Consider the following 12,271-nt stretch of genomic DNA (forward strand, 5'->3'; position numbering starts at 1 on the left):
CCAATAATGTAAATGCCTTTGTATATGTTACCACTATTAATAAACTATTGAGTAGGGTAGATACTGCGGGGAAGTAGTAGAAATGTGGTCGGTGGGGACACCAACCACTAGGAGGTAAATATGACGGCCATTTTTGCGGGGTTACTCCGATGTAGCGTTAGTGCTACTGTAGTGAATTGCTGCAGTACGCTATTCTACTTCCTTCGTCGGAATACTTCGTTGAAAATAAGTATATAAAGTTCTGCCCATTTGATGTTGGCAGGCTTCAACATGATGTACTATCTGTTAGTGGGGATGCCCACGACTAGGAAAACATTGTCGCCTTATGCTGTTATTAATAACTTTAAAAAACTTTTTAGCATCATAAGCTTTCTTTACTTTTTTGCTTGCCCAAAAAAGTAACAAAAAAGGGCACCGCAAAAATATGACGGCCATTTTTGCGGGGTTACTCCGATGTAGCGTTAGTACTACTGTGGTGAATTACTGCAGCACGCTATTCTACACCCTTCGTCGGAATGCTTTGTGGAATATTAAGGTACTTCATATGCTGCCCATTTGAGGCAGGTAGGCACTAGCATTAGTTTGGCGCCTTGATTTTTTTGTCACTTTTTGTATCCAAACAAAAAGTGAAGGAAATTAGTTAAAAACATGAGCATAAAATTGCAACTGCAAACCCAATCTCTTTTAAAAAATCGCAGCCTGCCCACCCACATTTAAAAACGTTAATGCCTTTGTGTAGCTTTCAATTAGTAAGCTACTATTAAGTAGGGAAAATGCTGCTGGAGAGGAGCATAGGGCTATTTGTCCTATCAATAACTGAGCGCATCAGTACTGATCATATATGCTTTTGCTGATACTTGAGGCTCTTTTTACACAAATAGGCTACCGGCATTACACTTTTTTATTCGATAAAAAGTAAACAGGTATCCCTATGGCAGTAATCAGGATGCCCAAAACCGAATTAATGACAGGCGTTCGGCCCAATTGATAATCGCGTATATCGGTATAAAGGGTCGACACCAGAAAGAAGGCCACAAAAGCCACAAATAATAGCGGCACTACCGGATATCCGAACACACGGTAAGGCCTTGGCGTAGTGCGCATTTTGCTTCTTAAAATAAATACCCCCAATACACTCATGCCATAAAAAAACCAACTCACAAAAATCAACATGTCCGTCAGCATATCAAACGACCCACTCAGGATTAACAGAATGGTCCATACGGCATTAATGATTAATGCATTGCCGGGTGTACGGTATTTGGGGTGCAATTTTCCCGCAGGGGCAAACAACTTGTTTTCGGTGCCCATGGCATAGGTTACCCTGGCAGTGGCCAAAACATTGGCATTGGTAGTACTAATAATAGAAAAAATAATCATCAGGGCAATAATACTGCCGCCGGCAGCCCCCCAAACAGCAGCAGCGGCATCGGAAGCTACAAAGCCCGATTGTGCCATTTGTGGTAATGGCAACACATACAAATAGGCTAAGTTTACTAACACATATACCAATATGCAAAACAATAAACCCATGAATAAACTGCGGGGAATATTGCGTTGCGGATGTTGTATTTCACCGGCAACAAAGGTAATATTGTTCCACCCATCGTAAGCCCAAAAGGCTCCGGCCAAAGCCGCCATATAGGCTCCTACCAACGCCCAACCGGTGGGGGCATTGCTTAAAGGATGTTGTAAATTTTGCCAATGTCCTTTGCCCGAGAATAAAATGCCACCAATCAGCACCACAATGGCAACGGATTTTAATGCGGTTAAAATGCGTTGTACCGCACCGCCTTCTTTTACACTGCGGTAGTTAATATAGGTCAATGTTAATACCAGGGCAATGGTCAATAGTTTAACGCCAATATGGTCTAACGGAAATATATTCCCCACATAGGGTATATTCAGGTGAATGGCTTTTACCAGGGCAGGATTGCATTCGGGTAGAGGAATAAAATAGTTGGTGTATTGGGCAAATACATACGCAATAGAGGCATTGCCGGCCGTATTAAAAACGGCAAAGGCCGCCCATCCATACACAAACGCAAAGCCCCTACCGTACATTTTTTCAAAAAATACATATTGCCCGCCCGTTTCGGGAAACATGGCCGCCACTTCGGCATTGCTTAATGCACCAAACAAGGTAATGCATCCGGCCACAACCCATACACTCAGCAGTAACCATCCATTCCCTAATTGTCCGGCCATTAATGCCGGTTTCATGAATATACCCGATCCAATAACGCCGCCTACTACCAGCGATAAGGTGGTTTTAAACGACAGGGTGCGTGCTAATTGCGCCATTCGGTTGTTTTAAATTGTTGTATTATTTACACAAATGCCTATTCGCTGGTAAAGCTATTGGCCAGTAAACGGTGAAAATGATGGGTGCCTTTTTCGTGTAATACGGAATACCGTCCATGCTGGTAAAAGCGCGAACGAATGCCTTTTTGTACCTGCTGCACTACGGCTTCATCTTCTAGTTCAACGGTGTTTAAACCACTGCCGGCACCACTGCCTAATTTGCTTTCATCATACACAAAAGCAATAAAACGAACCGTACATTGCGACGGGGTTTTCGGCTCAACCACATTCAACGATAATCCCCAGGGGTAAAAATTAAACATCATATTCGGGAATATCCAAAAATAATAAGCTGCAATGGACTTGCCTGCATCGGGGGCATCGGCCGGTATATTGAAACAAACATCGCCGGCTTTGGCAATGCCTACTTGCAGGTTGCTGTAAGGGAATAGTTCCGTGGTATATTCTTTAAAGTTCAGTATGGCATTCAGTTGCGGGTGCACAAAAGGAATATGAAATCCTTCTAAATAATTTTCACAATACAAAGCCCAGTGGGCATTTACTGCATAGGTGGCCGATAAATCGGGGCGATATACCATTTGGTCAATGGGCAACCAGTACACTCTTTCCATCATGTCTTTAAAATACGTATCGGGTGAAGGGCCCGGTTTTAATTGGGTAAATAATAAATTGCCGAACCGATACAAAGGCAGTTCGGGTAAATGATTGTTTTCGGGAATAAAGTTTTGTACGCCTTCAAATTCGGGCATGGAAATAAAGCGTCCGTCTAATTGAAATAATCGGCCATGGTACTGACAGCGCAAATGCTTAGCCTTGCAGGCAGTGGGTATCAATAGATTGCCCCGGTGGTTGCATACATTACTCAGGCAATGTATTTGTTGTGCATTGTCGCGGGTCAATAACAAGGGTTCGTGTAAATAGTCGGGTAGCAATGTAATAGGGTATACCGTTGTGTTATCATTCAACATGCCCGTTTCACCCAGGTATTGCCACGAAGGGGCAAAGATGTTTTCTTTTGAAGCTTCAAAATAGGCAGGGTTTAAATAAAAGTCGGTATCAATGGTTTTGGCATACGCAATGTCAGGATGCACATACAACGGTTTCATAATAACAGCATTTTACTAAAATTACGAATCTAGGTTTTCTATTCATGGAATGGCAACAATTTGTGTTGAAAGATAAAACCGCCCCATTAGGGGGCGGTTGGTTGGTTGGCTAGCTGTGGAAGTTGGAGTCTAAAAATTAAAGGCTAATTTCACAAACATTCGCATACCATCGAAGCCCATTTGAATGGCATCGAAAGGTCCGCCCGATTCACTATCGTAAGCCGAAGCATAACGGGCATTGGGTACTGCGGATAAATCGGGGTGAACATTGAACAAATTGTCAATGCCGCCAAAAAGGGTAACCGATTTGCTTATTTTGTAAGAGCCATAAATATCTGTGGTTACTTTACCATGGAACAAAAAGTTTTCCGGTACAGTAGTGCTGCCATTGTCGGTGGTAACATAAGGATCATATCCATTGCCACTGCCGGAAATATTGGGATCGCCGGGGCCATTGGGTATGGGATTGGGTGAACCGGAATAACCATAACCTTGTGTGGTTAACTGCCCAAAATAGGTAAAGTGTACACCGGCACCTACTTTATTCCTGCTATAATCTAATCCCAATGAAAACTTCGACTTAGGTGCCGATGCCATTAAGAACGATTGTTCGCGGGTACTGTAAAAAGTTTGCTGGTGTAAATAACTGGTATTTAATACATCAGGCACATTAATGGAGTTAATGGTAATATGGTTGAAGTTACCGGCCAATGTGGCTTTGAAATTGCTTTTGCCAATTTTTTTGTTGTAATCAATTACCACATCCAAACCGGTATTGGTGGTGCTAACTGCATTGGCAAAAAACTGTGCGGCGGCCACATTCAGGTTATTCAATGCATTAATTAAACCGGCAGGTAAGGTGTTGTCATCGGCACTAAACTGACCGGATAATACCACCCTGTTTTTAATGTTCACCAAATACCCGTCGGTGGTAATGGTTAATTCGGGTGCGGGTTTCCAACTGAAGCCCAAGCTGGCATTCACCGATTTCTCCGGTGTTAGCGGTGGTATGCCCGCTACACGTGCCAAAGGACTATAATTGGGAACAATACGGGTAGCCACTAATTTGCCACCTAAAATATTGGTTTGGGTATTGCTGAAATTAATCTGTTGCAAAGAAGGAGCTCTGAAGCCGGTACTTACTGAACCACGTAAATTGAAGTTGTGGCTTACTTTATAACGGGTAGCCAATTTATAAGTAGCCACACCGCCAAAGTCGGTATAATTTTCTGCCCTTACCGCTACATCAATCAACCATTGCTTGGTAACATCAATGGCCGCATCGGCATAGCCGGCAATTACGGAGCGATTCGCATTCACTACGTCTGCGGGTTGAAAGCCGGGAAAGCCTTGGGCACCGGCTGCTTTATTCGGATCGTATAGCGCATAAGAGGCTTCTTCCCCTTGATAAATTTTATAGTTCTCGTACCGATATTCTGCACCAAAGGCCAGGTTAAAGCCTTTGCTAATGTTTTTGTTAATACCGGCATTCACGGTATTCTGCAAAAAGTTAAAGCCTCCATCGTCAAAGTTGGTTTTATTAACATTGGCGGGATTGAATGAGGCATTAAAGGTTTTTTGTCCAAAGTAGTGGAAGTTGTTATAACCAATGGTATTGCTGATGTCCCAGTTCCAACCGCTTTTGAAAGTACCTTTAAAACCGGTGGCATTTTCATAGTCGGTAATATGCACATCTTCAATAGGATTGTAATACGTTTCGCTGCCATCAGCCGTTTTTTTCATAATGCCCGGCACAAAAATCAGGTTGCCATTGGCATCGGTTGGGAAACGTTCCGGCGCAGCCGAAAAATTACGGGTATAAGCGTAGGCATTGGAGTTTTTGTAGTTATAACCACCAAAACTATAAAAGCTGGTATTGGTATGGGCAATGGGAATTTCCATATTAAACATACCGCCGGCGGCCAATACCGAAGCATCGCCAAATGCCCGGCGAATGGTATTAATGGGTAAGGCTTTGGGGTTGGTCATTACATTGGTATCGGGTACTTCTCTAAAAGTTTTGCCGGCAGACCGAAAATCGCCGGAGAAGTTAATATAGCCGCCATTTTTGCCAACGGGTAAACCATAATTCATACCCACAGAAACGGTATTTCCATCCACCTGATGGCCGGTGTAATATTGGCTGGGGTCAAAGCCATTCAGGGAATTGTATTTGTGGTCATAATACCCGCTCCATCCGGTGTTAATGCTTAAGTGGTTCACGTCTTTTTTCAGAACAATGTTAATGACCCCGGCAATGGCATCCGAACCATATTGGGCAGAAGCACCATCGCGTAATATTTCCACGCGGTCAATGGCATCTATCGGAATGGCATTCAGGTCGGTTCCGGAAGCACCCCGGCCACGGGTACCGAATAAGGCCACAAAAGCAGTTTGGTGTTGGCGCTTGCCATTAATCAATACCAGGGTTTGGTCGGGCCCCAGGCCACGTAAGGTAGCCAGGTCAATGGCGTCCGAACCATCGCCACCGCTTTGTTTATTGTAGTTGAAAGAGGGTGCTAAATAATTCAAGGCCGAGGTAAGGTCCATACGGGCAGTGGTATTATTCGCAGTACCTAATTTAATAATGTCTACGGGCACCGGCGATTCGGTCTTGCTTCTTCCCGCTCCGCGGCTACCCACCATCACCACATCGCCCAGGTTGGCTACGGATTCTTTTAAAACAATAGACATACTCGATCCGCCTTTGATGGTTCTGGTTTCAAAGCCTACGGAACTAATTTCCAATACGGCATTATCGGCGCCTTTTAGGGTAAACTGCCCCTGCGCATTGGTGGCCGTGCTGGTACTGGTGCCTTTAATGGTAATGGTTACACCTTCTAAGGGTTGTCCTTTGCTGTCGGTTACTTTACCCGAATACGTGTGTTGTGCAAACACAGTCACGGTAATACAAGTACTTACCATGACTGACAAGAGTGATTTCAGTAGACGCATGCAGTTGAATTTTGGTAAACAATAAGTGATTTGCTCTAAAATACTTCGTTGTTTTTACAAGTCACATTAAAAATTCCTAAAGTATCCCCCCTTTTCCTTTATTTTGGCTGCTCAACCTGCAATTTTGCGTTTATGGCTACCATTATTGAACAAATTTCGCAACTCGTACAACAACATTTTCAGCAGCAACCCCATCGTATTGCCCAATTACCCCCCAGTGGCAGTAACCGTACCTATTACCGGGTGTATTTACCCAACCAAACTGCCATTGCCACTTACAACAACCATGTGCGGGAAAATGAAACCTTTGTTCGCTTTAGTGCCCATTTTAAGCAATTGCAATTGCCCGTACCGGCTGTATGGGCCATGAACCGGGAACACACCATTTACTTGCAGGAAGATTTGGGCGATACCAGCCTGCTCAATGTATTGGAAACCAAGGGTTACACCCCCGAAGTATTTGCCTGGTTTCAGCAAAGCCTTACCATGCTGGCACGCTTACAAATCATGGGTCATCGGCAGTTTCCCTACGATGCTTGTTTAACCGCCAAGGAATTTGGCAAACAAGCCATTATGAGCGATTTATTGTATTTTAAGTACTATTTCCTCGATACCCTGCAATTACCGTACGATAAGCAGGCTTTGATGGACGATTTTGAAGCGCTGAGTACCTATCTTACCAAAACGGAACACCGTTATTTCTTATTTCGCGATTTTCAAAGCCGCAATATTTTTATTCACAACGGTACCACCTTTGCGATTGATTTTCAGGGAGGCATGAAAGGTGCTTTGCAATACGATGTGGCCAGTTTGTTATGGCAGGCCCGTGCCAATTTAAGCGAACAATGGAAGCAGGATTTGTTAAACCATTACATGAATGAGGTAGATCAATTATTGCCCCATCCTTTGAATCGTACGGTATTTGTGGGGCAGTACAATGGCTATGTACTCATTCGATTATTGCAAGTATTGGGTGCTTATGGCTTCCGGGGTTTGTTTGAACGCAAAGCCCATTTCCTGGCCAGCATTCCATTGGCCTTGCAAAACCTGCAAGCTTTTATGCACGACCGACAGGTAGGGATTATTACACCGGAGTTAGATCGGTTACTGCGACTCATGACCGATGCACCCATTATGCAACGGTTTCATATACCCAAGGCCGATGACAATACCCCCTTACGGGTAGAAATCAACAGCTTTAGCTACCGCGAAGGAATCCCTGCCGATACAACAGGTAACGGCGGTGGATTTGTGTTTGATATGCGGGGCATATTAAATCCCGGACGCATTAATGCTTACAAGCATTTAAGCGGATTAGATAAACCGGTGCAGGATTTTTTGGAACAGGAAACCCAAATGAATGTATTTTTAAACAGTGTATGGGATGTAATTGATATTACCATTCAGGAATATATGCGGCGCGGTTTTGAGCACCTGCAAATTAATTTTGGTTGCACCGGTGGCCAGCACCGCAGTGTGTATGCCGCCGAACAAACGGCCCGCCATTTGCGTAATAAATACAACTTGAAAGTGCAGTTAGCCCATACCAATCGGTCCAATTGGGTAACACTGCCGGTAACAGAAGAAAAAAAATAAAAGGTACTATGATGCAACTGTCAGAGAACCCCGTAGTAAAAGCCATGGTATTGGCAGCCGGTTTGGGTACCCGCTTACAACCCTTTACCCAAACGCATCCCAAAGCGCTGGCACAGGTAAACGGTAAAACCTTGTTAGAATGGAATATCCGCTACCTGCAACAATTCGGCATTCGTGATGTGGTGGTGAATGTGCATCATTTTGCCGATCAAATCATCCAAGCCATTCAGGACAATCAGGGTTGGGGTAGTACCCTGCATATTTCCGATGAAAGGGAGCAAGTATTGGAAACCGGCGGTGGTATATACCATGCCCGCAAACTGTTGAGGGATTGTGATGCCCTGGTGGTGATGAATGTAGATATATTAACTAATTTAGATATAGAGCTCATGCTGGCGCAGCACATCGCCCAACAATCGGCTGTTACCTTAGCCGTTACCGATAGGGTGGCTTCCCGTTATTTTTTGTTCAACCAACGGAACCGCCTTTGTGGATGGCGCAATCAAAAAACAGGGGAAGAAAAATTAGCTTTATTGGATGCCCCTTTATTTCCCAAAGCCTTTAGTGGTATACAAATCATACAACCGGCTATGTTGCAGCATTTACCCGGCCCGGGTAAGTATTCGTTGGTAGAGGTGTATTTGCAATGGGCACCCAATTATGTATTGGAAGGCTTTAACCATACCGGCGACACCTGGATAGATGTAGGCACGCCGGAAAGCCTTGCTGCTGCTTCGAGGTTTTGTTAGAGGAAAGTTTTTAGTGGGGTTGAATTTTTTTGTGCACTACCGATAGGGGGTGATGCAACCCGCCGGAATTGCCCATCAAGTAGTTCATCTTTAGATAGTAGGCTATTGCAACAATCAATCTGCTGATGTCAATCAACCATTTAAACACTGAGGATGCCTTGATTTTTTGTGATTGTTTGTAACAGGGTGTAAAGAAAGTTAAATAAAAAAGTAAGACATTAACCCTACCGCTGGGTGGTTCCGCAGTAGTTCCCATAAAATCCACGAAGTGCTATATGCTATATCCTCCGCTTGTGCAATTCCCGTAGCCGCAAATGCAAAAATAATCCAATTCCTAAAAAAATTAAAATTAGTGCACCACCATCTAAAGGTGCATTGAATGTACCACCAGGAGGCGGATTACCTCCCCCTGGCCCACCCCCCGGGCTGCCAAATGTGCTTAAAGCAGGTGGGGTAATCCCCAGGCCAGGTGCAGATGCATTGGGCGTTAAACCAATGGTACCATTGCTAATGCCATTACTAATGTGTAATCGGCCATTGCCAATGTTAGGGCGGTTGGTACCCCCGTCTAAAAGAGGGTTATTCCTGTAAATACCTGTGCTTCCGAACTGGGCAGTAGCCATTGCCGGCAGCAATAGGCAGTTCACTAAGCAGAGCAGGGTTAAAACAAAACAAACATTGAGTTTTTTATGTTTCACAAAATAAAATTAATGGTTTTATATCAAATAAAATTAATGGTTTTGTATCAATATCGTCTGTGTAAATCGCAAACCCGGGTCACGGGCAGATTGCAACTGTACAAAGTAAGTACCTGTTGCCAATCGGCTATTCCACTGCAAAGCCTGTGCCGTATTACTATCGGCTACATTCAGGGTATTGCTGTACACCAGCTGTCCGTTGCTATTGTATAGGGATACCCGGTACAATCCGACCGGCAGGTTCCGGATACCCAGTGCTACGCTTTCTCCATTGCTGGGGTTGGGGTACACCTGTATGCTCATGGCACTTGTATTGTCGGTGGCAACCACGGTATTGGAATACACTGTGCGGTCGGCCGCAAAGCCGCGTATACGGTACCAAACCCTGCCTTTCGGAGCGGCCGCATCTGTATAACCAAAGGCGGTATCATGTACTCCGTTCAGCATTCCAATAGCCGCAAAATGAAGGCTATCGGAACTCCGCTCAAAAGTATAATCAGGGCCGGTAGCAGCCAGGCTTGGCCCTGATGTTCCCAATAAGGTGTATTGCCCGTTCAGGCCGTTCACACGTAAATATAGTGAGGTATTGCTGCTTGGTAAAGCGGCCACACGCACCACACTAAAGCGGTGCAAATAAGTAGTTGTGTCGGTGGTAGGGGTAAAGGCAATGCGCAAAGAATCGGCGTCAGATAAAATATGGGTTTGCCTGGTCAGGGCATCATAAATAGCCCATCCTTGTGGCAGTAATTGTCCGTAAGCAGTGAATTGATACTCCTTCCCGGCCGTTACATTCCAAACGGTAATGGGCAGTGTATCGCCAATCGGTAGATTTTGAATTTTTTGAATACTCCAGTTCATTCTGTTCAAAGTAAAAGCCAGGTTTTCGGAAGGATTCCGGAATTTACGGGCATCTTCTCCCACCCTGCTTAGGTTACTGAAATCATCCCGTTGGGCCAGTAAAGCCCCATCGCGGGTATGCCCTGCTCCATCCTGTAAAGCAATATATAGCCTGGTAAAAGGAGTGGTCTGGTTAAAGATTCCGGTTAAAGCCGCCCCTGTAGCTTTGTTGTTTTCTGTAACAATAAATTGCCGGGTATTATTGGTTAAATCATTTTGCAGGAAAAAAGACTGGCCAGGTTGAATATATTTATTGGCTGCGCTACCCGCTACACTGGGCCCCGTTGTAGCATCCCAGGTAACATATTGTGCAATAGCGCCGTCATAAAAACTATACTGGGTGGTTACCAAACCACTGGTACCGCTGTTCGCCATCGCCTGTGTAAAATCAAAAGCAGCTGCATAGGGATTACCTACCAGGGTATAAATTGAATCATTTACTACAGCCACACTGGCAGCCCCGGCTAATTTATAGCTATTGTCTGTGTAAGTGGTGGTACCCCCCAACTGATAGGTGGAACCTACCCCTGAATTAATGGTAAAATTACCGGTAAGTAATTTACCGCGGGAGCGTAGAATGGTTTGTTGAAAATAAATAGGACTACCTTGCGCAACCGAATACAGGTTAATATTCCTTGGAATTACATACATCATATAGCCAAGGTATGGTTTAAGTGTGGAGGTTTTGGTATTTAAAACCGGTACATATTTTTGTACGGTAATATCCCAAGTCCACATCGATTGGGTACCCCCGCTCACATTGGTGTAATCAATGCCGGTAGTAGCATCATTTCCCTGACTGGCGCCATATTCGCCTGTAATTTGTGTACCATAGCCATTGTTGGGGTTATAATTGGCAGTTGTGGCACTTTCCTGCCAGTTGGCCCAGACAGACTGGTCTGAAAGTACAGAAGCGGTAACATTATTATATGCAACCACACTTTGTGTACCATCTGCCTTGGCAATTATCCGTTCCACCACAAAACGGCCGGTTCCGGGATAAATGATGCTACCGCTCACATTCCCTACCTGGGCAGTGTTGGCAATACTGCTGCTGCCCAAAGTAATATCGCTGTTGTTCAGGTTCAGTGTACCCGCAGTAATGGTTAATAATTGGGTAATGCGGATTGGGTTGTTAAGGGTAATAATACTCCCGCTGCTGTTGTTCAGGGTCAGACTGCCATAAGTGCCTGTGCCGGATATGGATTGATTGGATGTTCCATTCAAAACCACGGTTCCGGTTACTGAGCTGCTATTGGCCAGGTTGCCGGCAATGCTCAGGGTACTGTTATTGGTAATGCTACCATTGTTGGCCAAATTACCTGCCACCTGCAAAGTATTGTTTAGGGTAAGGGAGGCCCCGCTGTTAATAGTTAAATTTCCTGCCTGCGCTGCTGCGCTTATCACCGGAAAACGTGCGGACGCAACATTGGGTATGGTTGCGTTCATGGAAGAGGTGGGTACTCCGTTGGTCCAGTTACCGGAATTGGCCCAGTCAGTACTGATTGCCCCGGTCCAGTTTGAACTTGTGTTAAGTATTGTTATTGAATAATATGTTCCTTGATTTAATTCTAAAGTTTGTCTGTTAGTCGTAGACAAGGCTTGGGGAAAAACGGTAATTTCTGATATGGCAATATTTGAAAAAGCACTGGAACCATTTACACTAGCCAACTGCACGCCGCCGATACCCTGTGTTCCGGCATTAAAAGTAGCGGAGGCATTTCCATTTTGATAAAAAACAGAACTGGAACTGTTGAATTGCTCTGTAAATACATTTGGATTACCTGCTGCAATTGTTTGGTAGGTGGAGAGAGGATAATTACCCCCTGCATACATTCCTAATTTAGAAGGGGTAGTTCCATCTGTGTATAGTGCAGTATTGGGACTCCCGTTTGCAGAGTTGAGGAAATGGGTATTTCCTGAAAGGGAAATAGTTTTGATGACG

General features: G+C 44.6%; 7 protein-coding genes. 2 read left to right on the forward strand and 5 right to left on the reverse strand.

Features of this window, described 5'->3' with window-relative positions; translation table 11 throughout:
* Window positions 1–891: 891 nt before the first annotated feature.
* From ACP5P5_RS13000 to ACP5P5_RS13010, 3 genes are all read right to left on the reverse strand, one after another.
* Window positions 892–2,304, reverse strand: a complete 1,413-nt coding sequence (locus ACP5P5_RS13000) for an APC family permease (RefSeq protein WP_428286543.1) — start codon at window positions 2,302–2,304, stop codon at window positions 892–894.
* A gap of 38 nt (window positions 2,305–2,342) precedes the next feature.
* Window positions 2,343–3,431, reverse strand: coding sequence for an aromatic ring-hydroxylating oxygenase subunit alpha (locus ACP5P5_RS13005; RefSeq protein ID WP_428286544.1), 1,089 nt, complete (start codon window positions 3,429–3,431; stop codon window positions 2,343–2,345).
* Window positions 3,432–3,560: 129 nt separating this feature from the next.
* Window positions 3,561–6,386 carry a TonB-dependent receptor gene (locus ACP5P5_RS13010; RefSeq protein WP_428286545.1) on the reverse strand — a complete coding sequence of 942 codons (2,826 nt, stop codon included), beginning with the start codon at window positions 6,384–6,386 and terminating at the stop codon, window positions 3,561–3,563.
* A 132-nt stretch (window positions 6,387–6,518) separates the two neighbouring features.
* Between ACP5P5_RS13010 and ACP5P5_RS13015 the strand changes: the two genes are divergently transcribed.
* Both ACP5P5_RS13015 and ACP5P5_RS13020 read left to right on the forward strand, forming a co-directional pair.
* The gene (locus ACP5P5_RS13015) at window positions 6,519–7,982 is read left to right on the forward strand and encodes a RapZ C-terminal domain-containing protein (protein WP_428286546.1); all 1,464 of its coding nucleotides are present in this window, start codon (window positions 6,519–6,521) and stop codon (window positions 7,980–7,982) included.
* A gap of 8 nt (window positions 7,983–7,990) precedes the next feature.
* Window positions 7,991–8,731, forward strand: a complete 741-nt coding sequence (locus ACP5P5_RS13020; RefSeq protein ID WP_428286547.1) for a nucleotidyltransferase family protein — start codon at window positions 7,991–7,993, stop codon at window positions 8,729–8,731.
* 278 nt (window positions 8,732–9,009) lie between these two features.
* On the opposite strand, the gene ACP5P5_RS13025 is transcribed toward ACP5P5_RS13020, so the two are convergent.
* Together ACP5P5_RS13025 and ACP5P5_RS13030 are read right to left on the reverse strand one after the other, a co-directional pair.
* Window positions 9,010–9,429: a hypothetical protein gene (locus ACP5P5_RS13025; protein ID WP_428286548.1), complete on the reverse strand. Its 420-nt coding sequence runs from the start codon at window positions 9,427–9,429 to the stop codon at window positions 9,010–9,012.
* A gap of 33 nt (window positions 9,430–9,462) precedes the next feature.
* On the reverse strand, window positions 9,463–12,271 hold a 2,809-nt coding region (locus ACP5P5_RS13030; RefSeq protein WP_428286549.1), incomplete at its 5' end, for a T9SS type A sorting domain-containing protein.

The sequence above is a fragment of the Hydrotalea sp. genome (genome assembly GCF_049968455.1).
Lineage (GTDB): Bacteria > Bacteroidota > Bacteroidia > Chitinophagales > Chitinophagaceae > Hydrotalea.

Excerpts from the sequence above, each read along its gene's own strand:
- ACP5P5_RS13000 (WP_428286543.1), bottom strand. The coding sequence starts at position 2,304 with ATGGCGCAATTAGCACGCACCCTGTCGTTTAAAACCACCTTATCGCTG.
- ACP5P5_RS13005 (WP_428286544.1), bottom strand. The coding sequence starts at position 3,431 with ATGAAACCGTTGTATGTGCATCCTGACATTGCGTATGCCAAAACCATT.
- ACP5P5_RS13010 (WP_428286545.1), bottom strand. The coding sequence starts at position 6,386 with ATGCGTCTACTGAAATCACTCTTGTCAGTCATGGTAAGTACTTGTATT.
- ACP5P5_RS13015 (WP_428286546.1), top strand. The coding sequence starts at position 6,519 with ATGGCTACCATTATTGAACAAATTTCGCAACTCGTACAACAACATTTT.
- ACP5P5_RS13020 (WP_428286547.1), top strand. The coding sequence starts at position 7,991 with ATGATGCAACTGTCAGAGAACCCCGTAGTAAAAGCCATGGTATTGGCA.